The sequence below is a fragment of the Prolixibacter bellariivorans ATCC BAA-1284 genome, from assembly GCF_000621705.1.
Classification (GTDB): Bacteria; Bacteroidota; Bacteroidia; order Bacteroidales; family Prolixibacteraceae; genus Prolixibacter; species Prolixibacter bellariivorans.
This window is the reverse complement of record NZ_JHXO01000010.1, coordinates 162,488-187,750: the sequence shown is the minus strand read 5'-3', so window position 1 is coordinate 187,750 and position 25,263 is coordinate 162,488. Positions and strand designations below refer to the sequence as shown.

At 42.8% G+C, this 25,263-nt stretch carries 23 protein-coding genes and 2 tRNA genes; 5 read left to right on the top strand and 20 right to left on the bottom strand.

Features of this window, described 5'->3' with window-relative positions; genetic code table 11:
* Nucleotides 1-150: 150 nt before the first annotated feature.
* Nucleotides 151-633, top strand: coding sequence for a 2-amino-4-hydroxy-6-hydroxymethyldihydropteridine diphosphokinase (gene folK / locus T426_RS0114190; protein ID WP_025863042.1), 483 nt, complete (start codon nt 151-153; stop codon nt 631-633).
* A gap of 71 nt (nt 634-704) precedes the next feature.
* On the opposite strand, the gene upp is transcribed toward folK, so the two are convergent.
* The 9 genes from upp to T426_RS0114145 form a co-directional block, all read right to left on the bottom strand.
* The gene (upp, locus tag T426_RS0114185) at nt 705-1,379 is read right to left on the bottom strand and encodes a uracil phosphoribosyltransferase (RefSeq protein WP_025863043.1); all 675 of its coding nucleotides are present in this window, start codon (nt 1,377-1,379) and stop codon (nt 705-707) included.
* A 50-nt stretch (nt 1,380-1,429) separates the two neighbouring features.
* Nucleotides 1,430-2,365, bottom strand: coding sequence for a hypothetical protein (locus tag T426_RS0114180; protein WP_157604999.1), 936 nt, complete (start codon nt 2,363-2,365; stop codon nt 1,430-1,432).
* Nucleotides 2,355-3,683 carry a polysaccharide deacetylase family protein gene (locus T426_RS0114175; protein ID WP_027585879.1) on the bottom strand — a complete coding sequence of 443 codons (1,329 nt, stop codon included), beginning with the start codon at nt 3,681-3,683 and terminating at the stop codon, nt 2,355-2,357. The genes T426_RS0114180 and T426_RS0114175 overlap by 11 nt, the downstream gene beginning before the upstream one ends.
* Before the next feature lie 47 nt (nt 3,684-3,730).
* Complete coding sequence (radC, locus tag T426_RS0114170) at nt 3,731-4,426, bottom strand: RadC family protein (protein ID WP_025863046.1); 696 nt, start codon at nt 4,424-4,426, stop codon at nt 3,731-3,733.
* A 120-nt stretch (nt 4,427-4,546) separates the two neighbouring features.
* Entirely contained in the window at nt 4,547-4,798 is a 252-nt protein-coding gene (gene rpsT, locus T426_RS0114165; RefSeq protein WP_025863047.1) for a 30S ribosomal protein S20, read from the bottom strand.
* A gap of 30 nt (nt 4,799-4,828) precedes the next feature.
* Nucleotides 4,829-4,900 (bottom strand) — tRNA-Glu (locus T426_RS0114160).
* Between the two features lie 100 nt (nt 4,901-5,000).
* Nucleotides 5,001-5,072: transfer RNA gene (locus tag T426_RS0114155), tRNA-Glu, on the bottom strand.
* A 182-nt stretch (nt 5,073-5,254) separates the two neighbouring features.
* A complete protein-coding gene (locus T426_RS0114150) occupies nt 5,255-6,196 on the bottom strand; it encodes a hydrogen peroxide-inducible genes activator (RefSeq protein WP_025863048.1) in 942 nt (313 codons plus the stop codon).
* Between the two features lie 102 nt (nt 6,197-6,298).
* Nucleotides 6,299-7,054, bottom strand: a complete 756-nt coding sequence (locus T426_RS0114145; protein ID WP_025863049.1) for a DUF3298 and DUF4163 domain-containing protein — start codon at nt 7,052-7,054, stop codon at nt 6,299-6,301.
* 176 nt (nt 7,055-7,230) lie between these two features.
* On the opposite strand from T426_RS0114145, the gene T426_RS25215 reads away from it, so the two are divergent.
* On the top strand, nt 7,231-8,037 hold the full coding sequence (locus T426_RS25215; protein WP_051538498.1) for a hypothetical protein: 807 nt from the start codon (nt 7,231-7,233) through the stop codon (nt 8,035-8,037).
* Nucleotides 8,038-8,070: 33 nt separating this feature from the next.
* Here the strand turns inward: T426_RS25215 and T426_RS0114135 are convergent, their stop codons facing one another.
* On the bottom strand, nt 8,071-9,435 hold the full coding sequence (locus tag T426_RS0114135) for a UDP-N-acetylmuramate--L-alanine ligase (protein ID WP_025863051.1): 1,365 nt from the start codon (nt 9,433-9,435) through the stop codon (nt 8,071-8,073).
* A gap of 68 nt (nt 9,436-9,503) precedes the next feature.
* Here T426_RS0114135 and T426_RS0114130 point away from each other — a divergent pair, with 68 nt between their 5' ends.
* Nucleotides 9,504-10,343 (top strand): MBL fold metallo-hydrolase, encoded by an 840-nt coding sequence (locus tag T426_RS0114130; protein WP_025863052.1) that lies wholly within the window; start codon nt 9,504-9,506, stop codon nt 10,341-10,343.
* A gap of 57 nt (nt 10,344-10,400) precedes the next feature.
* Here T426_RS0114130 and T426_RS0114125 read toward each other — a convergent pair whose 3' ends face one another.
* From T426_RS0114125 to T426_RS0114085, 8 genes are all read right to left on the bottom strand, one after another.
* The gene (locus T426_RS0114125) at nt 10,401-11,408 is read right to left on the bottom strand and encodes a TIM barrel protein (RefSeq protein ID WP_027585878.1); all 1,008 of its coding nucleotides are present in this window, start codon (nt 11,406-11,408) and stop codon (nt 10,401-10,403) included.
* Between the two features lie 856 nt (nt 11,409-12,264).
* Nucleotides 12,265-12,888 (bottom strand): tetratricopeptide repeat protein, encoded by a 624-nt coding sequence (locus T426_RS23775; protein ID WP_025863054.1) that lies wholly within the window; start codon nt 12,886-12,888, stop codon nt 12,265-12,267.
* Nucleotides 12,876-14,213: a hypothetical protein gene (locus T426_RS0114110; protein ID WP_025863055.1), complete on the bottom strand. Its 1,338-nt coding sequence runs from the start codon at nt 14,211-14,213 to the stop codon at nt 12,876-12,878. Before T426_RS0114110 ends, T426_RS23775 begins: the two co-directional genes overlap by 13 nt.
* On the bottom strand, nt 14,195-16,405 hold the full coding sequence (locus T426_RS23770) for an urea transporter (protein WP_025863056.1): 2,211 nt from the start codon (nt 16,403-16,405) through the stop codon (nt 14,195-14,197). Before T426_RS23770 ends, T426_RS0114110 begins: the two co-directional genes overlap by 19 nt.
* Before the next feature lies 1 nt (nt 16,406).
* Nucleotides 16,407-17,753 carry a type III PLP-dependent enzyme domain-containing protein gene (locus T426_RS0114100; RefSeq protein WP_025863057.1) on the bottom strand — a complete coding sequence of 449 codons (1,347 nt, stop codon included), beginning with the start codon at nt 17,751-17,753 and terminating at the stop codon, nt 16,407-16,409.
* A gap of 30 nt (nt 17,754-17,783) precedes the next feature.
* Entirely contained in the window at nt 17,784-18,830 is a 1,047-nt protein-coding gene (locus T426_RS0114095; RefSeq protein ID WP_025863058.1) for an ATP-grasp domain-containing protein, read from the bottom strand.
* A 33-nt stretch (nt 18,831-18,863) separates the two neighbouring features.
* Nucleotides 18,864-19,106 (bottom strand): PqqD family protein, encoded by a 243-nt coding sequence (locus T426_RS0114090; protein WP_025863059.1) that lies wholly within the window; start codon nt 19,104-19,106, stop codon nt 18,864-18,866.
* 253 nt (nt 19,107-19,359) lie between these two features.
* On the bottom strand, nt 19,360-20,043 hold the full coding sequence (locus T426_RS0114085; protein ID WP_027585876.1) for a response regulator transcription factor: 684 nt from the start codon (nt 20,041-20,043) through the stop codon (nt 19,360-19,362).
* A gap of 277 nt (nt 20,044-20,320) precedes the next feature.
* Between T426_RS0114085 and T426_RS0114080 the strand changes: the two genes are divergently transcribed.
* Nucleotides 20,321-21,760 carry a hypothetical protein gene (locus tag T426_RS0114080; RefSeq protein ID WP_153637572.1) on the top strand — a complete coding sequence of 480 codons (1,440 nt, stop codon included), beginning with the start codon at nt 20,321-20,323 and terminating at the stop codon, nt 21,758-21,760.
* Nucleotides 21,761-21,948: 188 nt separating this feature from the next.
* Nucleotides 21,949-23,124, top strand: a complete 1,176-nt coding sequence (locus T426_RS0114075; protein WP_025863063.1) for a S8 family peptidase — start codon at nt 21,949-21,951, stop codon at nt 23,122-23,124.
* A 69-nt stretch (nt 23,125-23,193) separates the two neighbouring features.
* Here T426_RS0114075 and T426_RS0114070 read toward each other — a convergent pair whose 3' ends face one another.
* Nucleotides 23,194-23,751 (bottom strand): DUF302 domain-containing protein, encoded by a 558-nt coding sequence (locus T426_RS0114070; protein ID WP_234406381.1) that lies wholly within the window; start codon nt 23,749-23,751, stop codon nt 23,194-23,196.
* A 32-nt stretch (nt 23,752-23,783) separates the two neighbouring features.
* Nucleotides 23,784-25,064: a DUF2202 domain-containing protein gene (locus T426_RS0114065; protein ID WP_025863065.1), complete on the bottom strand. Its 1,281-nt coding sequence runs from the start codon at nt 25,062-25,064 to the stop codon at nt 23,784-23,786.
* Between the last annotated feature and the right edge of the window lie 199 nt (nt 25,065-25,263).

Genomic DNA, 25,263 nt, shown 5'->3' with positions numbered 1-25,263 from the left:
TAATTGTTTCAATAAGAAATGTTTCCGGTGACAATGAAACACGTATATCGATAGAACCTGAATTTGTCTTGACCGAAAACTGAATTTAAAATTAATCGTCTTAAAATAAGTATTATTGTGCAGCTTTTTATTACAGAAAAATCAAAACGAATGCTTCAGGTTGATATACTTTTGGGCGGGAATGTTGGTAACACGCTGGAAATATTTAATAAAGCAAAGGTGCAGATGGTCGAAAAAGCGGGCCAGATTATACAGGAATCGTCGCTTTACCAAACTGAGGCATGGGGTTTTGACTCCGATCCTTTTCTGAATCAGGTTGTCACGATAGAAACTACACTGCTTCCGCAGGGATTATTGCAGAAACTTTTTTCGATTGAGACATATTTCGGGCGTGAACGTAAGGGCAATGGTTATTCAGCCCGAACGCTTGATTTGGACATTCTTTTCGTAGAAGATCAGGTAATGAATGAACCAACTCTAATTATTCCACATCCCCGGATGGCCGAACGGCGTTTTGTTTTGGAACCATTGAATGAACTCTATCCAAATCGAATTCATCCGATTACGGGTAAAACCATCAGTCAGATGGTTTCGGAATGTCCGGATAACTCCCGAGTGGAGAAACTTTCATGAAAAAACCGTCATGCCTAAGCAGTTAGCCAGGCATAACGGTTTTTGTATGAGTTATTCCGGTGTAAAAATAATTACCGGTTGTGTGTCTTTTTCGAATCGATTTTAATTCCGTAAGCCAGGTCTCCTGCGTCGCCTAGTCCGGGAACGATATACGATTTTGGCGTCATCTCCTTATCAATAGCACCAATCCAAAGTGTGTAATTATTATGCGGCATTTTTTTAATCAGGTAATCAACACCTTCCTGACTGGCAATTACTGAAACCATATGGACATGTTTAGGCGTGCCCTTTTCCAGTAATGCCCGGTAACCAATTTCCATGGAAGCACCGGTCGCCAGCATCGGGTCGGAAAGTATGACGATTTTGTCGTCGACAGATGGAGACGAAATGTATTCGAACTCGATATGGAATTCACCGCTTTCGTCATATTTGCGATAAGCCGAAATAAAGCAGTTTTCACCCTTGTCGAAATAGTTAAGTAATCCCTGATGAAGGGGGAGTCCGGCACGCAGAATGGTTGCCAGAACCGGTTGCTGCACCACCATGGGGACTTTTGCCACCCCAAGTGGAGTGGTTACATCTTGCGTTTTGTAATCGAGATGCTTACTGATTTCGTAGGCAAAAATCTCTCCTACACGTTCGAGGTTCCGGCGGAACCGCAATGAATCTTTCTGTACAACCTCGTCCCTAATCTCAGAAATGAACTGATTGAACAGGGAATTGTTTTCGCCAAGTACGTGGATCATGGAATTTTTATGCGAAAATAATAAAAAATGATCTTCCGTGTGAATCGGACTCACTGTTTAAACCATTTCAAAAAAAGAGGAAGTCTGTTCCGGTGGATAAATGAATATTCGGTTGGAATAGCGCCAAAACCCGCGTAAAAGCGGGCCACCGATTCGATGGTCGATCCTTCGAAGTCGAGCGTGTAAGGGCTACCCGAATATTTCTGAATAAACTGGTCGATCATCATGAACATAGCACTTTGCCTTTTGCCTTCGTCAGAACTGGCCGAAACAAGCAGAATGGGTTTGTGATGCGACCACACAAAAAAGACGGTAGCCAGCAGCTCATTGTGATCGGAGTAAACACCGCTGATTCTCCCTTTTCCGTAGCGAATACAGTAACTGACCAGTTTTTGCAAGCGAAGAAAATCATCATTCTTTAGTTCTGGCGCTTTTTTCCGGAGATGTTCCCTGGTAAATCGCATGAAGAGGCCCAGGTCAATATTTTCGTCAATAAAAACATTGTTACGTTGTGCCTTCCGGATATTTCGGATGGTATTGATTTTATAGGCTGCACACAACTGTTGGTAAGGCTGAATTAAATCGAGCTGATACGTCACACGCCTTTCTGTTTCGAAATGGGCAAGGCGGTTGTGTGTGTTGAAAGTGTTGAGAGAGATTTCGATTAGCCGGTATTTGGGTGGAATTGCCTGGAGAAATTTACTGACAACTTCAGCGTTCAGCAGGTTGGAAGAAAAAATGCCCGATTGCTGTGTGAAATAAGGTTGGTACAAATACGATATCCCAAATTTGCGTCCTGTAACCAACGGCATCACATATTCATAGTCTCCTATCACCAATGCATCCCATTTTCCGGCGACAATATCGAGGTACCAGGAATAGGCATAGATAATTCCGTTCACCGCGTTATCGATGCATGTGTCCCATTTTTTGACATCTAACTTGTCATACGGAATATAGTTGATTGTTTGATTTTTATTCATCACGAAGTTCACCCGCCTTTTTCAACATCGATTTGAAGACTTTTTTCCAACCTTTCCATTCGCCCGAATCACTCAACGATTCGTTGTGGAACAATGAAACAAAGGTACCATTCACTTTTTTTACCTCCATCATTAATCGGTTGATTGTTTCGATTGCCTCTTTGGGAGTTTGTTCCTGATACTGTTTCAGCGAAACCTCCATTACCGTTGTCGGGAATATTTTCAAATTGGTTTCGTTTTCCGATGACAAATCGTAGAAGCGGAAAGGAGTACAGGTTCCGGCCCTGAATCCAGCGCGCGAATGGTAAGTGAGGGTATAATCTTCCTTAATTCCGGTATCGATGAGCCATTGGTACGATTGCGGAAATGTAAGCCGGAGATAATGAAAACGGCTGCGGAAAGGAGACTCGCCAATAATCTTGCTGAGTCTTTTGACTTCGGTTTCCAGCATTTTATGCGCCCCAGAAGCTTTATACGAAGGATGAATTCCTACCGGGACTTTCTTGGAAGTATCCCGGATAAGTGCCCTGTAATTAACATTCCGATAGGAGAGATTCTTATCGAACTTTCCGTAATCGCCTAGCAGGAAAAAGAAAACAGCTTCCACATTGTAGGTTTCATGCATCTTTTCCATTTCGGCATAGGTGTCGTAGGGGTCTGGTTTTTGACCTTTCAACACTTCTTTTCGGACAGAAATCGGCCTGTTTTTTCGAGGATTCATAATCGAACGAAATGAGGCTGTCATCTTGCGTAGCATACTTTTGTGCAGAATGGCGTATGCATTATCCACATCAATCGTCGATATATAGCGAAAGCGGCGCATCGGTTTTTCCCATTGCGGCCATTTCGTCGCAATGGCATCTGCCAGTAATTCTGCCCATAAATCAACAACAGGGCGCTGGAGAAAATGATGTTGAAAAGCGAAAGAGGCTTCGGCACGGAAACGTCCGTGAATATCCGTTTTTCCTTTCGGGAAATATTCTTCGTACCGCGAAACCATCCAGAAAACAGCAGCGAATACGTCGAATGTCAACTCGCTTTTGCCGCTGGTTGAAACAGGAAAAAGTAATGGGATTTCACCGGAATTATCGATTTGCGGAACGAAGTCTACAAGTTTCTCAGAGAAGAGTAAGCCGTGAGGAAAGATGTGCAATCCCGGCAATTCATTGTTGTCTGAGTAGTTGATGATAGGACCGTTAAACCGGGTGACTAAATCCGGGTCATTAGTCACCTGAAAAGTCGTCGGAATGAGATCATTGAAAATATACCTGACCGTATAGTTCAGTCGGGGACTAAGATTATTGCTGTAGATGAGAATCACGGTCAAAGTCTCAGTTTATCACAAAAGTAAAAAAATACTACTATGTTTTAGAGGATTCCTTCATCGGCAAAGCTGTAATAGCCGGTTTGAGTAATGATGAGGTGATCGAGCAGCGGAATTTCCATTAGCTTAGCAGCATCTCTAAGTTGTCTGGTTATTTTACGGTCGGAGTCGCTTGCTTGCAAATTTCCTGACGGATGGTTGTGCGCGATAATAATGGAAGTAGCGAGTTTTTCGAGGGCTTTTTTCAGAATGACACGCACATCGATTACGGTTCCGGTCAGGCCACCCTGGCTGATTCGCTCGTAATGAATAATCTTATTATGACGGTTGAGGTGAAGAATCCAGAATTCTTCGTGAGATAAATCGCCCATAACAGGCTGTAAGAAGTTAGCTGCATCCCGGCTCGAGGTAATTTGTTGCATTTTCAGTGCTCCCGACTGGTTCCGACGTCGGCCGAGTTCCAACGCAGCGATCACGGCAATGGCCTTTGCTTCGCCTATTCCCTTGAATTTTTTCAAAGCTTCTACATCAAGCTTTCCCAGCGCATTCAGGTTATTTTTTACGGAACCTAAAATCCGGCGGGATAATTCAACGGCAGTTTCTTCGTTATTGCCCGATCCAATAAGAATGGCAATTAATTCGGCATCGGAAAGGGAGGCAAGTCCACGATAGAGAAGTTTTTCGCGGGGGCGATCTTCGACCGCCCAGTCCTTGATACTGAGTTTACGGTATTCTTCCATTCAGGTTTAGCTTTAAACTAATTTACAAAATGTAATCTAAATGGAGAACGGAGTAAGCGGTCAAAACAAAAAAAGCCCACCCTTTTTGAAGGATGAGCTGAAATATAGATTAGAAATATCTTACAAGCTGTTCACGTGCAAAGCAAGGCTTGACTTCAGGTTAGCCGCTTTGTTTTTGTGAATGACATTTTTCTTAGCCAGTTTATCGAGCATGGCAGAAACTTTCGGTAACATGTCCGATGCGGCTTCTTTTTCGCTGGTTGAACGCAGGTTACGAACTGCATTACGCATCGTTTTAGCGTAATAACGATTTTCCAAACGACGCTTTTCTGATTGTCTTGCTCTCTTTGCTGCTGATTTATGATTTGCCATTTCCCTAAATAATTACGTGTCTTTAAATAGTAGCCCGTAGGGGAATCGAACCCCTGTTACCAGGATGAAAACCTGGCGTCCTAACCCCTAGACGAACGGGCCTCCTTGATTCAACGTCCCTTAAATTGGGGACTGTAAAAATAACGTTTTTTCCTGATTTGGAAAGCATTAATCCGGTTTTTCCGAAAATGACTTCCTATTGTAGCCCGTAGGGGAATCGAACCCCTGTTACCAGGATGAAAACCTGGCGTCCTAACCCCTAGACGAACGGGCCTCCTAATGCTTGCCTTTTATTTGGCGCTGCAAAAATAAATAGATTTTTTTAAGCTCCAAACTAAGGACCGGTTTAATCATTCAAAATACTGAATGGCTCAATTGGGCTTGATTGCCCTTATGTTTTGAGCGATGCAAAGAAATAACATATTTCTCAAACAACAAATAAAAAGATCAAAAAAATTAGCGCCATTCCACGATGGTTCCGCGCTCCTTGTTTCTGAGTGATTTAGGTACTTGCTGAATGATCTCTTCCCGAAGAACACTGATTAATTTATGTTTGGCGAAATTGCGGGCATAAATCAGGCTGACTTCCCGCAAAGGGGTCAAATCAGAGAAATTCCGGACAATTACCGGAGCTGTAAGAGGAACAAATCCGGCCGCTAGTTCCGGAATCAGCGTATAACCACCTTCCCGCTCAACAATTTTCATGATGGTTTCCAGCGAACCTCCGTCAAAATGGAAGGGGAGCTTGGACTGCACCTGGCTTTTCATCCGGCAGAGGTTGATAACCTGAGTGCGGAAACAATGGCCATCATCAAGTAGCCAGATGTCGGGAGAGGCAATGTCCTTTACCGAGATGGTCTGTTTCTTGGCAATGGGATGTCCGCGATGCGAGAAGATTTTCATCTCTTCGTAAAAAAGCGGGTCTTCGTGAATGTTTTTATCCTTAAGCGGCGTAACGACTATGCCCACGTCCAGTTGGTCTTTTTTCAGCTTTTCCTCGATAATATGTGTATAATATTCTTCCACATAAATATCGATGTTTGGATATTTTTTCGAGAATTCGCCGATAAAAAGTGGGAGGACATAAGGAGTTAACGTGGGAATGATCCCAATCTTAAGGGTTCCGCTTACCTCGCCTTGAAAATCATCTATAATGCTGTGAATTTTGTTTGCTTCGAATAAAATCTGCCGGGCCTGTTCGATAATTTTACGTCCAACGTCGGTAGGAATAATAGGTTGTTTGCTCCGGTCGAAAATGATGACGCCCAGCTCATCTTCCATTTTCTTTATTTGCATACTCAGCGTAGGCTGCGTAATGAATTTATTTTCAGCGGCTGTAGCAAAATGACGATAAGTGTCAACGGCTACAATGTATTCGAGTTGAGTTAGTGTTACCATGATCAGGAAAAATTTTCTCCGCAAGGTAATAAACCTTTGTGATGAGGAAATGAAGCTTCTGATGACGAAATCAGATGGTATTATGAAATGGTAGTTGTTATCTTAATTTTCGGGATGCAACATTTTTAAAAAGTCCGGTTGTATCAAATCTTTCTTCTTCAATACGTCGATTGGAATACGAACAACAGCAGTTCCACATGCGTATGGACCAATCTGGTAGTTGGCAAACGAAAAGATGATGTCGTCGTTAGTAAAATTGACATTCTCAAAGTCATTGTCCAACTCATCGGCTGTTACAGCGAAACAATCGCCCGGATTGTCAAGGTATTGTGAAATTAATTCGGCCAGCTCCTGCAATTTTTCTGGTGTAGAGCGGTCAATAATGTCGTCGATGGTGAGAAAACGATTTTCGGATGCTGAAAAGTTGTAACAGATAAACCAGGTATTTCCGTGGGCGCCCAAAGCATATTCATACTTTTTAAAACGAAGGCTGAGCATCCCGTTGTAAATATTAAACCATTGATGAGTGAGCGACATTTCGTAACGGTAATCGGGTCGGGGATTCGGGCTTTCTCCGCGCACCTGATCGACAACTTGTTTCTTTTCGGCCAGTTGTTTGCCTTCAAATTCAGCCATGGTACTGTCGGCAAAGCTGGTCATTTCACGATTAAAAGTGTCTTCAAACCGGCAGTTCGACCAATAGCTTTCAATCAGTGGGTAGGCAATGTGCACTTTGTAGTAATAATCCTGCTGGTGAATATCTTTTAAACGGAACGAAATCTGGCCGTCTCGCTGACGGCTGGGGTGACATGAAAACAACGTTATTGCAATCGTTGCCAGTACAATAATCTTTTTCATTTCGGGTCATTGTTTTATCAGAACCGATTATGATATACAACTGTGGCAAACAGATTTTCATAACCAGTTCTTACCGATCTCAAATGTAACCAGAATTATCTGAGCTTGGCACATTGCTTTTTGGATATTTCGTTTGGGTCGGGCAGAAATTGTATTTTTAGGAAAAATTTCAAGGTATGAAACGAGTATATAGCAGTGGAGTATTTTTCGTTTGGTTGATGTCGATGTTATTTGTTTCGTGTGGTCCGACACCTTCCGAAAAAGCGGCTCAACAAATCAGCAGGGCAGAGATGCTACTTTCGCAGGGCGACACGGCGAAAGCTGTTGGGAGCCTTGATTCAATCGCGACAACCTATCCGGAAGCAGTTGCTCAGATAAAGCAGGCCGGTGAGATGAAAAAGCGCATTTTCGTTGCCGAATTAATCACACTCCGGGCAAATCGCGATTCACTGGATGAACAGATTCAGAAGCTGTCAAAGAATTTCACAACAAAGAAAGGCGAGTTTGATGAGTACATGCAATATATTCCGAAGAGGCAAACCGTTAATCGTAGCTGGGCTCGTTCATTTATCCAGGTGCATTTGGATGCCAGCGGCCGGATTTACCTGTCGAGTAACTATTACGGTGATAAATGGCTCAATCACGTAGCAATCCGGGTTTATGATGGCAAGTTGCATGCCAGAACGGACAGTGTTCCGCTAAATGATGTCAATAACCATCACAGCGAGTTTTTAGATAAGAAGTGGGAGCAGGTTTCATACAAGGATGGAAAAAGTGACGATGTCATTAAATTTATTGCCGAACATACCGACCTGAAACTAAAAGCTGTTTTTCTCGGGAAACGGTATTACTACATCGTCCTCGAAACGTTTGATAAGGAAGCTGTCAAAAATGCATACGATTTATCGCTGGTGCTGAAAGCAAAGAATAGCTTGGATAAGAAGATAAAATCGCTTGAAGCAAAAGTGAAAGAAACCAACTAATATAGAGACGGGGAACGAAAATTCCCCGTTTTTTTATTCTTCCGTCAACGATTTGGCAAAGTCGGGTAAATCCTTTCCCGAAAAGGTTCCGGAACTCATCAGCAGCAGGTTTTGGTTATTGTGAGGTAAGTTTTTCAACACCGAAAAAAGTTGATCTGAATCAGTAAACACCTGCAAATCTTCCCGACCGAAAGCCTCTTTTACCTGTTCAGACGTGATGGGTTCGAGCTTTTTATGCTCGATGGTGTGCGGACTAAAATAGACGAATGCCTCGTCGGCTTTCTCCATCGAATTTTTGTAGAGCGGAAGAAACTCTTTCTTCAGGCTACTGAACGTGTGTAACTCCATGACGGCTGTTAACTTCCTGTCGGGGAATTGTTGTTTAACGGCTTCTACCGTTGCTTTCAGCTTTGATGGCGAATGAGCAAAATCGCGGAAAATGGTCATGTTGTTTGTTTCAGCCAATTTCTCCAGGCGACGGGCAGCGCCGCTGAAAGTCGCAATACTCCGGTAAAAATCTTCATCAGTAACTCCCAGTTGTTGGCAAATAATATGTGCACCACTAATATTCTGCAGATTGTGCCGGCCAAATACAGTCAGGCCGATGTGTTTGCCATTTGCAATAACTAGTTGAGTTTGTCCCTCTGTAACATCGGCTGCATGTTCGTTGTACCCTGTTACTTTTAATCGAGATGCGTTCTCACTGGCAATCTTTCTCAGGTTTTCATCGCCATCGAAATAAATCAAGTGCGCATTATTAGGCATTAGCCGGGCAAATTCCCTGAATTGTTCTACATAATTGTCAAAAGTTGGGAAAACATTGATGTGGTCCCAGGCAATTCCTGAAAGGAGCCCGATTTGGGGTTGATACAAATGAAATTTTGGACGCCGGTCAATGGGAGATGATAAGTATTCATCGCCTTCAAACACGGCAATTTTTGCCGACTCACTCAGCCGAACCATGGTTTCGAAGCCTTCGATTTGTGCGCCGACCATGTAATCGAAATCGACGTTATTCTCTTTCAGCACGTGCATAATCATTGACGTGATGGTGGTTTTTCCGTGGCTTCCGCCGATGACAACGCGGGTTTTGTTCTTTGTCTGCTCGTAAAGAAATTCCGGGTACGAATAGATTTTAATGCCTAGTTCCTTTGCTTTTGCCAGTTCCGGATTGTCTTCTCGTGCGTGCATTCCCAGAATAACGGCGTCCAGCCCGGTGGTGATTCGATTGACATCCCATCCAAATGTTTCGGGTAATAAGCCGTGTTTTTCCAGTCTACTTTTCGAGGGTTCAACTATTTCGTCATCCGATCCGGTTACCCGGTAGCCTTTTTGTTTTAGGGTAATTGCCAGGTTGTGCATAGCGGCTCCGCCTATAGCGATGAAATGAATATTCATGGTTTCGGTAACTTTTTGCCAATTTTGCGGTTAAAAGTAACAAAATCCGAATCACAAAATTTCAGTATATGAAGCTTTATCCAATTCATGCAGGTTATTTCATGGCTGATGGCGGCGCCTTGTTTGGCGTTGTTCCGAAGGTGTTGTGGAGCAAACATTACCCATCGGACGAAAATAATCTTTGCAAGGGAGCGATGCGATGCTTGCTGGTGGTTGACGGGGATCGCAAGATTCTGATTGACGCCGGAGCCGGCGATAAATACAACGAAAAGTACAAGAAAAACAATGGCCTTCATGGCGATGAAACTCTGGTTGGTTCATTGAAAGCGGCCGGTTTTCATCCCGATGAGATTACCGATATGTTTTTCACTCATTTGCATTGGGACCATTGTGGGGGAGCGGTTCAGTTTGGTGAAGATGGCAAGACGCCTGAGTTGGTGTTTAAAAATGCGACACACTGGGTGGCGGAAAGTCAGTGGGAGAAAGCATGGAATCCGAATATTCGCGACGGGAATGCTTATTTTTCAACCGATTTGGAAACGTTGCGCGACAGCGGTAAAATGAGGTTCATCAAAGAGGAAGGTGACCTGTTCCCCGGATTTCATTACTTCGTTGTAGACGGTCATACGCCCGGACAACTAATTCCGGTAGTAGACTATAAGGGTAGAAAAGTTGTTTTTACTGCCGATTTGGTTCCGGTTACAGCCAATATCCCGGTAGGTTGGCTGGCTGGTTACGATTTATTCCCCGTGACGACGATGGAAGAGAAGGAGAAATTTATGAAGATTGCTTTGGATGAGGATTGGGTGTTGTTTTTCGAACACGATGCTTATAACGAATGTGCTGAACTGGAGGCCGGGAAAAAAGGTGCTGTGTTGAAACGAACATTTCAGTTGGAAGAACTATAAGATTCTCTAAATAAAAAGAAAAGAGGTCATTCGGAAAAAGACCTCTTTTCTTTTGCATCAGGCTTTAAAATCTTTCGTCAATTCCTTGTGACATTTTTCAAGTAATCGTTTGGTAGCCAGAACACCTTCTTTTGGAGTTAATTGTTCTCCTTCGTATTCGATCCCCACAAATCCGCGATAACCAGCTTCCATTACAATGCGCATGATTTGGTGATAGTCAGAATGGACCTCTTCACCGTTTTCGTCAAATTCCTGCGATTTGGCTGAAACACCTTTGGCGTAAGGCATCAGTTCTTTCATTCCGAGGTAACGGTCGTACCACTCTTCCGGCTCATAGCTCGTCCGGAAGTTGCCAAAGTCCGGTAACGTACCAATACGGCGGTGATTCACCATTTCCATCACTTTACTCAGCCATTTGCCGTTGCTCGAAAATCCGCCATGATTTTCTACCAGGATGTTGATGCCATTCTTATCGCCGTACTCACAGAGAAGGTGAAGTCCGTCGGCGGCCAGTTTCTGTTGTTCTTCATATGAGCCTTGTGACCCGGCATTAACTCTGACGGAGTGACATCCCAGCCGAGCCGCAGCATCGATCCATTTCTTGTGATTCTCCAGGGTTTGCAGCCGATCTTTCTTTTCCGGGGCGCCTACCATTCCCTCTGCATCCACCATGATAAGAACGTTGGTTATTCCTTCGCCACGGCAAACATTATTCAACTCATTCAGATACTTTGTATTTTGAGCTTTATCGTACATGCAGGTATTCACGTACTCAGCACCCTCACAACCCACTTCGCGGATGAACTTTGGGAAGTCGATGTTTTTCATGGGCGCGGCTTTCTCGATAGCCCCAAAATCGTTTTTGAGTAGCTGCATGAATTTCTCCCAGCCATCTTTGCGCGCATCACCAAAAATGAGTGGATTAACGGACCATTCGGCAACTGAAAGCTTGAAAAGCTCCTTGTTATTCGACGTAGAACCCCAGGCGGTTCCGGCAACAGCCACTCCGGCGGAAGCCAAAGCAGTGTTTTTCAAAAATAATCTTCTGGAAATCTGATTTTGCATAGCTTGGTTATTAGTATGATTTCGTTTCAAGATATAAAATTGCCTGACGAAATGGAAATTGAAGCGCTGATATTCAGTGGATACAGTTAGTTTTTGCTTAAAGAAAGCAGGAGATATTGATAGAAAAGTGCGAAAACCGAAACAGAATTTTAATAATTTGGCGTAAAGCCTCATATTATGGGGCTTTTAAGCAATCACTTGAAGGATATGTGCTAAAAAATGCCGTTCTTTAAAATATTATGTCAATTATGTTGTCGAATTGTTTAACACAGCTTTGTAAAATAATTTGGCTTGAAAGCCCTGAAAATGCTGTAAAACCTGAATTTTAAACATTTTGATAAAAAAGTTAAAATTTAATTGACATTAAGAGCGATTAGTTCGTAAATTTATAATCAACTTAACTGTTAGAATGATAAAACCCCTTAACGTGTATGACTTTCCTAACGTCTCCCCCGATACAGTGGTTCATCATTTGAAAACGACGGTATGTGGAAGCACAGATATAAGACAGTTATGCTGGAGGGATAAATGAATTAAAAACAGTTAATTATTCGTTTTTTTTGATTTTGAATTTTTTGCTCTCGTTTTGAGAGAACATTTATAGTTTGTTTGGTAGAATTATTTTTTTGCTCCTGGAGTCAGGAGCAAGGTTTTAGGATTATTGTAGGAGATTTTTGAGAAAAAAAAACTTAAGTCCCATCACGCGGAACTTAAGTAAAAGGTACCTCTGGGGGGAGGTTAGAAAGCCCATTTCCTGTTACGTGCTTGTTGGGGTTAGGAGCATAGGGGAATGGGCTCCTTTATGGAACTAAAACGGGTTACGGTTTTATTTATTGCCGTAACCCGTTATTTTTTTTCAGGGAATTCGCGATAGGCCATCGCTGGCCGATGGATCACCGGGTTTGAAAAGCAGGCATTTTTGAAAAAGGACCTTTGCTTCACGGGTTTGTCCCAGGTTGAGGTGCGTCCATGCCAGCATCAGAAGACCATCGTAATCAAAAGGATATAGGTCGACAACTGTTTTAAAGTAAGGAAAGGCTTTCTCGTATTGTTTTCTGTTGTAGTAGATTAATCCCATCCTGTAGTTGACTTTGGTATTTTTTGGATTATTATCCAGTATTTTGTTATACAAACTAACTACTTCATCCCATTTCCCCGAAGCCGAAAGCGGAAGAACAAGCCCCATCTTGGCTTCCTCGGAATAAGGCTTTAATTCGACTGCATGCCGGTAGTGCGATGCAGACTCAGTGAAATTACCCTGCAGGTAGTCCAACCATCCTAGTCTCAGACTGATTTCGTATGAGTCATCCGAATAAACATTTTTAAGTTCCTGGATGGCCTTGTTGAAGTCATTCTGCTTTTCGTAGGTGTAACTCTTTTCAAATGCAGTCATCACTGCATTGAAATCCTGTTGAGCTTTTGCTGTTTGAAATGACAGCAGGAAAGCTACTGCAATTGTTATTTTTACTAGAAATTCCATGTCAGTCCTCCTGAGAAATTCTGATTTGTGAAATTGTATTCTTCATATTGATAAGTGTCTGTGTCTTCGTAATACAACATGTATCCTTTTTGCTTCATTGAATAGTAACGGAACACGAGTTGCAATCGGTTTTGATGGATGGGAAGGATCAGATTAGCGCCCCACCTTGAATCAATGGGGTATGGTGTATTCCAGATTACATAGTTATTGGCTTCCGAAAGAAATTGCATGGAACCATCGGTATAGTAACCTTCCAGCCAAAATGGTCCGGCCTTGAAGCCGATTTTTTGGTTGAAAACCATGTTATTGTCAGAATAATTTGCTGAAGTGAGTTTTTGCTGCTTAAGGCTAATGGTGGAAACCAGGTAAAAGTTAAGGTTTGCCAAAGGGTAAATGGCCAACTGTCCGTTAAACTGCGAGCAATCGATACCCAAAAGATTGGCGAAACTTCCACTAAGTTCGGTGCTGAAGTATGTAAAATTTTTGAACAACCCGAGATAGAGAGAGTAGTCATTGAAATTTTCGTCAACGAGGCTGTAAATCGCTGCATCATTTGAATCGTATGATAAGGCAATGTAGCTGTATTTTCCCCATAGCATGTTTAGTGAAGGAATGAGATGAAACCCATCACCAAGGTTGAAGTCCAGCGCACCATAATACTGGTTTTGAGCAGTTGTATGTGTCGATTCGTTTGGCTGGTTTCCCATTTCACGAATGTGCTGTTCTTCATTAATCTGAATGTAGGTGTATGCTTGGGTATAACGAAGGCCGGATCCCAAATCATGGACGAGTCCTGTGGTTACATAGTATTGGTTTTTGGGATAATAGTTGTCATCGTATACACTGGAATTTCGATTTCGCGACATGGTCGAAATACTGTTGTAATCGGTATTGCTACTAACTCCGGATTCAATTGAAAAATTTCTGACGGCTTTGGGTTTGGCGTCAAGCCTTTTCTTTAGTGATTCGGGGAATTCCCGGGTCAGAAACACAGCATCCTGATTTCTTCCTGAGAAGAGGTATGCATAATAAAGGTACTCCAGAAGGATGGTGTCGCCTTTTATTTCCTGCAAAGCGTTTTCAAAAAGCGGAATGGACCTACGATAGTGCCCCAGATTGTAGTAGGCAATGGCAGTACGCGTATTCAAATAGAAGAAGTCGATTCCTTCCTTTCTGGCTTCTTTGGATAATTGTATCAATTTTTTCCATTCTCCATTTAAGTAATACGCGTATGTTTCCTTATCAACCTCAACTGGGGTTAACTTTTCCTGTGCCCTCGTGAAGAGTGGAACTAATAACAGGATGATTAAGATGGTTCTTCGCATAGCGCAATCAGTTTTTTTCCGTCCTCTTCGACGGTGATTTTATTAATTCCGGTTGGACCTATTTCTGTTTTGAATGTCATTTGACTAAGTTGCCGGTTTCCTATTTTCTTCTCGACAGTTGCTGTTAGTTCAATTAATCCGGGCATTGTCGGGTTATCGATGCTGGAATATTGTAATGTAAAGTCGGCGTGAAGAAAACGGAAGAATGGAGCTGTAAAGTCATGGAAAAACATCCAGCCTTTCGGGAAAACCAGGTTAGCTGGGATGCTATCTTTGATCTCCAGGTCGGAATAGAAGCCGGACTGAACCTTGAATAAGCCTAAAAAGAACAGGTAGAGCAACGACTTATTTTTCCCCTTGAAATGGCTGAAATAGTGCACTTGTCCATCGTTGTAAATCCAGGCAACAGCTTGTTCCGTTTCGGAAATTAATCTGGATTCATTTCTGGAAGTTGTGTCCACAATCCATTTCGAATCTTCCGGAAGTCTGCGATAAGATGGAATATCATTCTTGATGATTCGGAAATGAAGACGTTCTCCCGGTATAAAATGCATCGCCTCCTCGAGAAGTTTTGTTTTCCGGATACTGGAGATTTTATCCCCTTTACGGGGAATGGCAAATGACCTTAGTTCAGCAGACTTCCCATTGTTGAGAATGTATTGACCCAAAGGATATGAAAAGGTAGGAGCACCAATGTTGGGTAGCACCTGGAATTGCATGTGCAGATGAGGATAAGGCGAGCGACCGGAATTACCAACTTCACCAATATTCTGCCCCTGCTTTACAAATTCCCCTTTCTTTACTTTTATGCTGCCCTCTTTCAAGTGTGATAGTTTTGAATACAGGTAGTCGCTGTGTTTAATGACAATCGTATTGCCCCAGTTCTGGTGGGTATTCACATCGCCTATTTTGTTATCGGGAACACCTTCCAGTAGCTCCGCCACGGTTCCGTCTCCCGGCGCAGAAATTGCTTTTCCAAAGCAATAATAGTCGGTTACCCAATCGCCATCGCCACGATATTGTTGGTCTTCGTCGTCGGTAATGACGAAATCCCACGCATGTTTCCATTCATCCTTGTGTGTGTATTCTCCGGAATGTCCTTGTAAAACGGTCCATTCACCAAAGAATGGAAGAGATACGGGAAGATAATTGGGATTGGAGAATCGTTGTTTGGTGTTGATAAAGTGATATAAATTCCGCTCAGGAGAATTTTCCTGTAAAGTGACCTCTACAGGACCTTTTTCGGGCTCCAGTTGTAATTTTAAAACATACACAAATGTGATGACTACAATATTGAAGGGCAGAGAATAAACCGAAAGACCAAAGGACAAAAACACTTTTCCAAGGCTTAATGTCAACATGACTACAATAGGAAGCAAAATAGCCGTCCAGAGGTAACTCTTAAATGACGGAACCAGGAAAATACCACCAATAGCAATAGCTGTGAGGATGTAATTAAATCCGATGTACGTATACGTCAACTCGTGGATGCTGGCGCCGGTAAGCTGATAAAATCCCCAGGCTATGCTGAACCCTAATACTGAAAGAGTGAATGCAATCCGCGAAAAAAGTAACAGGCCGAGCGCGATTAGCATTCCGGCAAGCAAATTTGTTTGAAAGAAAATCGCGCCAAGCGATAACAAGTAGGTGCGGATTGATGGTGGCCAGTCGATGTGACTGATTGAATAATAGAGATCAACCAGCGGTTTCCCTCCCAGTGTGAATAATTCATTGGCGGTATAAATACCTCTTTCGCTGAGGCCGAGCGATTGAAAGTCGCGGGAAGCCAGCATGACCATCCACATTCCAAACATAAACGGAAGGCTGAGATAGGGAAGGTTGTACTTGTATAAAATGCCTTCCAATGCGAGTGTCAGGAATAACGTAAAAACTGCGGCGAAAATCGTAATAGAGAAGAGTTCCCATCCGGGCTGGAAACCGAGTCCCGTTCCCAATCCCACCAGCAATGCATTAAACCCGTACATTCCCTGGTTAATCATTTCGGAAGAATAGCCTAAAAGCCATGCGATGGTGTTGGCCGCAATAACGGCAATCAAGCCACAGGTTCCGGCTACCCAGTCGATAAAACTAATTCCGAGTAATAACCATCCCAGGAATGAGTAATTGGAAAAGAACACCTGAGCATAGCTTCGTGGTATGGAGGCCAGAACGATGTGCTGGTTTTCGGTCATGTTATTTTAAATATTGAGGAATACGTTCGGATGTTTGAAATGTGTTTTGGTTCTCTTGTTCGCGAATCACATGTATGCGCTGTTCTGTGTCAATCAGAACAATATTAGGCCGGTAGGTGATGAACTGCATCCACTGGGTCATATTATAAGCACCAACACGTGGAACCACAATTCGTTCTCCAGGTCTCAGTAGTGGAAACATAACGGCATCGCGCAGAATGTCGATATTCATGCAAAGAGGTCCGTAGATAGTTGTGTTTTCGGTATGCTGTGACGAAATAACCGCTGGCACAACCTGGTGATCGTACCAAAATGAGGTAAACAACAGGTTCACTCCGGCATCTACTATCGTTGCCCGGCGACCATCGGGAAGGCGCTTATTGGCAACTACTGTTCCCAGCAAATAACCGGCATCGTCAATCAATGCTCTGCCTGATTCGAGGAAAAGAGTCGGCATATGATCCGGTTCAATTTCTGAGTTGATTAATGCGCTGGTGATGGCATCAGCATATTCATCGAAAGTTGGGCAGGTATCCGTACCCGGAAGATAAGCTCCTTTCAGGGTATTCTTCGATGCGAAACCGCCGCCCATGTCGATGTATTGAATGTGGTGGTTGTATTTCCGTGCCAAATTAATGGCCAGTTGAGCCAGTTTGTTGGCTGCCATTCCGTAGGCAGACGGAGCCAGAATATACGTTCCGATGTGGGTGTGAAGACCCACTAAATCGAGCTTTCCACTTAGCATGATTCGGTTCAGGGCATCCCATGCCTCACCGTTTTCGTAATTGAAACCAAACCGTTCCCAACGGGGAAAAATTCCGGTGTCCATGTTAACACGGATCGCAACCTTGGGCTTGGTAACCGATTTACCGGCAATTTCCAGCAGGGTATACAATTCATCGAAGTGATCGATGTGAATCAGCGAGTCATTTTCAATCGCAACCTCCAAATCGTCGCGGGTTTTGTGCGGCCCGTTGAAGATGATTTGATTTCCCGGAACACCGTTGGCCAGCGCTTTTTCGTATTCAAAACGAGAAACGACTTCGGCCCATGAACCTTCCTGGTGAAATATCCGGCACACGCTGTCGAGGTAGTTGGTTTTATACGACCATGCAAACTGAACAGAAGGATAACGTGTTTCGAAAGCTTTCAGGGCACTGCGGAATGTGTCCCGAATGGTTTTTTCGGAGAGTACAAATAATGGGGAGCCGTGTTTCTTCATCAACTCTTCGACAGACAAGCCCTCTATTTGTGGGATGGGGCGAATGCGGCTTTGCATTCCGAACTTATCGGGGATACCGGCACTAATCCGGTTGATAATGGGTCTTTCGTAGGCTAATTTTGCCATAGCTTTATTGTTTTTCAGTAGTTGTTAATTTTATAATTCACCTTTCACTGTAATGCTCTCGAAAAGAGAAATATCTCCAATCAAATCGTATGAGTAGCGGATGAACATTTTGCCGGATTTGAAAGCATGAAAGGGTTCAACCTTTTCGTCAAGTGCCAGGCGGACCATTGCTTCCGGAAGATTTTGCCCTGCAGCTACAGCGAGATAGAGCCAGGCAGGAAGCCTCGGATTAATTTCGATGATGTAGTATTCGTTGTCCCGGGTTCGAATCATTTCCAGCTCCATTCCGCCACGCCACTTGGTTTTCCGGATAATATCATAGGTCAGCGAAAGCATTTTTTCATCGTCGATGGTAATGCCACCCCATGCTTTACCCTTATCGGTGATGTAGGTTTTCCGCATGGGTACAGCACCAATCGTGTTTCCTTTGCCATCGCCCAGTGCAATGACGTTTACTTCTGTACCTTCCACAAACTCCTGGACCATAACCGGGAGGCCCCATTTTGCACTTATTTTATGGAACAGGGTACTAACCTCGTGTTTGTCCCAGGCCTTATACGCATCGTAGAATTTACCTTTGACAAAAACCGGGAAGTCCAGATCCTCGAATAGTTGGTCGACTTGGTGAGCTCCGGTTAACGGCAGGCTTTTTGGTACTTTTAAATCGTACTTTTCCCCAAACGAGCTGAGGTTATCTTTTGTCCGCTCCATAAAGCTTTCCATTCCTGGAAGAAATGTCCTGATTCCTCTTTCCCGAAGCCAACCTTCATTTTTAATAAAGGTGAAAAGCTCTGCATCGTAATTGGGAATCAGCACATCAATCGGGTTTTTGCGGTGTATTTGTTCTATGCGTGCGAGCAATTGCTCCGCCCCGGACGAAGGGTAGGGAATCAGGTAGGTCTTATCGGTAATGCCTTCCATGTAAATACCGGGTTCGAGGTTTTCGTAAGCCAGCCCAATGACGGTAGTTTCAAATCTGTCCGACTCTCTGATGGCACGGATAAAAGGTACTCCAGGCCCCGGATTATCCGTATTATTTAATCCGGTAATGGCAATTGTTATTTTTTTTCTTGGCATAGGAGGAACTTCAAAGGATTAAAATTGTAGTGATTATTCTTCCATTAGGTTAAATTGTTTGAGCATGGACTGAAAATCCATCAGGTTTTGCTCAAAAATGGCTGGTTCAACTTCATATCGTTCAACAATTTTTTGGGTTATTTCAGATTGTTCAGAGCCATTTTTCATTAACTCCACAATCTCCCGCCCAATGCTGTTTAGGTTGAATGAATCGCCTGTTGAGCTGTCGAAAACAAATCCGTTTTCACTTACAGCAACACTTTTTTTTATTCGCATATCAATTCAATTAATCTGAGGTTTGGAATCAGGGATCGCAGTTATAAAATCTGCGTCTCATATTAAAGTTACGTTGAATCAGTCGATTAAACCAATATGATAAATCAGATTTTTTTGAACTACTGTTTCCGTTTTATTGAAATACCGAGTGAAACCGGATTTACCCTAATATGAAATTCGGTAAATAATTGAAAGGAGTGTTGTGAGGAAAGATAATGAGCAGATTGTGAGAGAGAGTGATTATGATAATTATTTAGGCTGGAGTTGCTTCACAATGAATCCGGCAGTTTGTACAAATCGGGTGAGAATTGTCTGGAAGCAGGCGCTCTCTGCAGGCATACATCAAAATCTGGATCTGGTTGGCAGTTCCAAATTTTTGCCGGATGTTTTTACGGTGAGTCCTTACGGTTGATTCGCTGATATTGAGTTTGTCGGCTATCCGATGATTGTTGTCCATCATCAACATCAGGATTAGGATTTCCCGTTCACGTTCGGTAAGTAAGATACGGGAAGAAGAGTGCTGATCTTGATTAAAAAGAGAAGTGGCCACCTTTGAGCAAAGATATTTTTCTGATGCAGAAACCTTACGGATGGCAAAAATGAATTCTTCAGCAGAGCATGACTTTAACATATAGCCATCGATCTCGGGAAGCCACTTCTCCAACAGGCCTCGGGAAACGAGGTCTGATAAAATGAGGATTTTTAAGTTGTGGTTTAACAGGCGTATCTTTTTAATGTAATTCAAATTCAAAAGCGACAGAGAGTTAAACTCAAGAACGAGAATGTCTGCTTCGTAAACCCTGATTTTATCCAATAGCTCATCACCAATTGGAACAACGCCAGCGAGTGCAAAATCCTTAATGTTATTAAATACAGCACTCAGAGCATCGGCTAAAATTCGTTGATGATATCCTATGAGCAAAATCTGTGTTTTCATAAGCATCGATTCATAAAACAAGTTACAGTGATTTAAACAGAAAGGCAATAGAAATCAACATTTGTTTATTCAGAATCCTCATATGTTTAGGCAGTCTAGATGAATGTTTATCAAAAACTACACATCTAGGGGAGATAAAATGCACATAATGACGATTGTCTTCAACAGGCAATAATCTGTACATTTAATTAAACAAACTATCAACCCCGTCTGCATTTATGGAAGAATTCCCACCTCAATCCTCTGCAGACGTTAACTTTTCTTAAAAAATCTTGCTATGAGAAACCTAAAACAAATGAAATTGATGCTATTGTTGTCCCTTGCAATCTGCTTTTTGTTTGCAGGATGTCAACAATCATTCCTTGACGAACAAGACGAGGCTGAAGCTGAGTTAGTTTTGAAGAAAGGTAAAAAGATTACTGTTGATCCTAGCGATCTGTATGGTGACTTGTGGGTTATCCAGCGTAATTTGAAAGGAATACCCAAGTTATACCCGCTGGAATACTCTGTGGAGTTTCAGGATGTGGTGAAAGAAGGAATTATCGATGTAACGATTCCCTATCTCACAGCCAGTATTACAACTCCCGAAGGTGATGTAATTGTTCCCGAAGGAGGCGGTTTCCCGGAATGGGATGATGTGCCTTTGCTTTACGATTCCGAAGGTGAGGTTTATGAAGTTGTGGGAGAGAATGTCCAGGAAATTGAAATGGGACGTTTAAACCTGATTCGTTCGGGACCGGAAGTTCTTGCCCGCAGGTTAGAAGAGGTGATTAAGAATTTTGGCGACGGAACGGTATCTGAAGTTATTCGCGACTATTGTGGCCGTTTATTTATGGTTAGAACAGATGCTGCTCTCGAGCAGGATATGGAAGATAAGCCTATCGATTCACCATTAGAGAATTTAGCTGTTTATAAAGAGTTACTGGCCCACGGATTTCACGGTGAACTCAGTTTCCTTAAGGATAACTTCAAGATAAAAGGTCGACTCGATAATATTAGCGACTGGAGTCAGAGTGAAAAACCCGTAGAGTTTATGTCTCTGGAAGAAGAGCAATTGTTTGTTGCCAACCTTTGTGCGGCTTGTGTCAGTGCAGGTTCTGATAAAACAGGAACTTTGACGATAGATGAGATATGCTATCTGAACGAATTTATGGGCATTCCTGGTGATGAATGTTTCTATCCTGTTATAGAGAAAACCGTTAGAATATTGAACAAAACTAACAAGGAGCAGGAAACTGTTGTGAAGAAGTATATCGACTTGTCCGCGTTTATGTACACCCGGCAAAAATTCTGGAAAACGTTTGTCACCATTCGCACTATTGACGATTCGACTGACCCATGGACGTATAAAGACTTGGGAACCTATACTATTCATAAGATTCTGAAGGGCAACGCAGCCGAACTGGATATTCTGTTAGGCACTTATCGGTATACAATTGACGCTCCTTACAAGAAAAAAATGGACGGATTTACCAACCAGGCTGATGACTATGTACAGGCACTTGAACTCATTCATGGTAATGAAGAGTTTATGGTATGGCAAATGCCGAATGTCGATCGTTCTTCATCACCTTTCTCTTACACCGCAGAGGAAGAATCTCATGGTAATCGGCCAGATGGAAAGGGTGATGATGAAGAAGTGGCTACAGATGATTCCAGTTCAGGAGCAACTGGTTCGAAAGGCTCAAGAGGTGGAGGTCGACGAGGTCGTAGATGATATACAACGATTTATTTTTTTACTTCTGCAACGGAAGCAGACTTTGCTTGAACTGACCTAATCCTAACCCCATTAAGCAGGTAGTGTTAAGCCGAAAACACTGCCTGCTTTTAATTTAAATTTATTATATTTATTGTGTTGACCAAGAATGACTCTGCTAGATTAATTAACATTAAAACCTTTACTGTATGAAAATGATGAAATTAATCGTATCAGCATTGCTGGTATTGCTTTGGGTTAGTTGTGAGAAAAATGAAAGCTCACTATCCACGGAAAACGATGAAACAATTCAAAGCGGACAAGTAATTCCAGGACAATATATCGTTGTCCTAAAGTCCGGAGTCGTTGATTTGAAAACGGCATCTCTAACTTATGAAGGCCGGAAAGCTGCAGTTAAAGAATCGGCAAAAACCTTCCTTCCGGAAAGAGATTTAAGTGCCCGACCATTTTTGCAGGTTTATGGCACAGCTGTAAAAGGTTTTGCAGCAGAGCTGGATGATGCGGAGTTGACCAAATTACGTAAAAATTCGAATGTCGATCGAATATTTCCCGATCGAATGTTCATTTTACGGGGAAAACCACCTGTAGTCGATCCTACCCCTCCGGCACAAACAGTACCTTACGGGATTGCCCGCGTGGGAAGCGGTGACGGTACCGGGAAAACAGCTTGGGTAATTGATACCGGAATTGACTATGAGCACCCTGACCTGATTGTAAATGTTGCCGATGGACAGACTTTTGTTACACGCACAACCACTGCTGATGACGATAACGGCCATGGGACTCATTGTGCCGGAATTATTGCAGCATTGAATAACGATATTGGCGTTGTAGGTGTGGCAGCAGGAGCAACTGTTGTCCCGGTCAAAGTACTTGACAGGCGAGGTTCCGGAGCGTATTCCCAGATTATTGCCGGAATCGACTATGTAACGAGTAATGCCTCACCCGGCGATGCTGCTAATTTAAGTTTGGGTGGTTCAATTTATGAGCCAATTGACCTGGCTGTTGAGGCCTTGGGTGCTAGTGGTGTATATGTGTCTTTAGCCGCAGGTAATGAATCGGATGATGCAGAATACCACTCACCGGCACGAGCTGAAGGTGTTAATCTGTTTACGGTTTCGGCATGTGATGATCAAGATGCGTGGGCTTATTTTTCCAACTACGGAACACATGTTGATTATTGTGAACCAGGTGTAAACATACTCTCAACTTATAAGGGAGGAGGTTATACGACGATGAGTGGAACCTCGATGGCGGCACCTCATATGGCTGGAATTCTGTTAATGACTGGTGGAAAACCAGTGGCTGATGGAGTTGTCTCTGGTGACCCGGATGGCAATCCCGATCCGATAGGAATTCAATAAGATGACGAAATAAAAAAAGGCCGCGATTCGCGGCCTTTTTCATGGAAAGACTAAAGTTATCTATACTATTTACAAAACGTCTAAAACAGACTGAAGATGTTGTGTCACTTTTCCTGCAAATTGCTCTAGTTCGGGTGTTGCAACCGGTTTCATTGCCTCCATTGGATTAACTGTAGAGACCTCAATTTTTCCTTCCGGTGTTTCCTGTACAACGACGTTACACGGAAGCATAATTCCAATTTTGTCGTTACTCTCAAGTGCCTGATGTGCTAAAGCCGGATTACAGGCTCCCAGAATTTTGTACTTTCTGAAGTCCACATCGATTTTCTTTTTCAGCGTATCTTTTACATCAATTTCGGTAATAACCCCAAAGCCCTGATCTTTCAACGCTGATGTGACTTTGTCTAATGCAACTTCAAATGATGTATCAGTTAATGTTTTTGCCAGATAAAATTCCATAGTACATCTCCTTTTTGTTGTTACTAACAAGTAATTTGAAAAACTGTTTAGTTTTCCGTCTATAAAGAACAGAACAATTTCAAAAATATTGAAAAATGTAGATATATAAAATATTGGTTTGTTTAATAAGAAACGAGGCAACGCCAGATGCATTGCCCCGTTTGCCATGGAAAGTCAATGTGAACCTAAATTATTTGCATTTAATTTGTGTGATTCTCAAATGCTGTCATATGAGCACCATCTGCACTGATGAAATTGGTGTAGATGGTGGTAAGATCCGGAAGCGTTGTATTACCAAGAGCGCTATTTAGCTTATCGAGCTCAAGTTGCTCAATCAAGGTACCGGTTTCCATTGCCTGGAGCAGACTTACAACACCATAATCGACGTATTCCTGATAAGCTTCTTCCATATCTGCATCATTATACAACCCGGTTGCCAGGTCGAGACCGCTACCATCCAGTGTTGGATCGGTTTCGCCATATTTGACGAAAAGATTTTGGAGCACTTTCCAATGCCTATTTTCAGCTTCGGTAATGTTGCCCAAAATAGGCGGAGTGGTGTATGTCTGACCTAGTGTATAATAAACATCATAAGCCAGTTTCTCAACTTTTACCAGAAGAACTAGATCGGCAAGTTCTGCATCGGATAACGTTGCAGTAGTTGTACCATCGGTTCCACATGGACCCAGTCCGCATGGACAATCATTTGTAAAAGGTCCTAAGCCACAACCGGGACAAACAGTAGTGCCAGTGAATGTGCTGTTCTGATCTTCGAGGATCGAAGAAATCAAATCCTGTAGCTGGGTAACTTCATCATCTGTAAAAATACCTGCAAAGTCAGTACTTGCAGTGGAGATGTCATACGTTATGTCCAGTTTTAGCAGATTCCAGTTGTATGCTTTCAGGTGATGTGGCTCGGCTTTCTCCAAACAGCTGTAAGCAGCTAGCGCTTCCGAAATTTGAGCTGTGGTAGCGGATTGAACTGCCACATAGACTTTGAGAATCTCCAGTGCTTCTACAGTATATCCTGCTTTTAGTGCTGTCAGTACATCGACTTTTGCACCTGCTAGGGTACTGTAGAATGTGGTGAAATCATCCTCAGCATCGTCGAAAACGCCGGGACCGTAAGCAGTACCTCCATCGTCACGAGTTGGGTCGTTCAGGTTGTCGTAAGTTGCAATCAAATTGCTGATACGTGTCCAGTGTACCAGTTCGCTTGAAGCAGTGTGAGCGAAAACCGGGTTATTGGGATACATCACTTTTAATTCGTTGTACAAATCGTAGGCAAGCTTTTCCGTTTTTGCCAACGTATACAGATCAATCTCCCATGCCTCCAAATCTTCGGTCAACTGCGCGGTCGCCATTTCTCCTTCCTTTGATTTTTCCGGACTATCCGTAATTGGGCTGTCTTGTGTACAAGAAGGAATGAATAAGCCAATCAACAGCAGGTAGCTGATGAAAGACAATAGATACTTTTTCATGGAAACAGACTTTTAAAGGTTAATTTTTTTGTTGAGGAGCAGGTTGGGTCTAACATGTAGCGTGGATAAATAGCCAGCCGATTGTGTTGTGCCTATTTATCTGCATAGAGTGAAATGATTCCTCTCTCTTTTATCAGGATAAAAAAGAAATGAGAATCAACGAAAAAATGAGGAGGATGGATGGTGATACTTTAGTCTG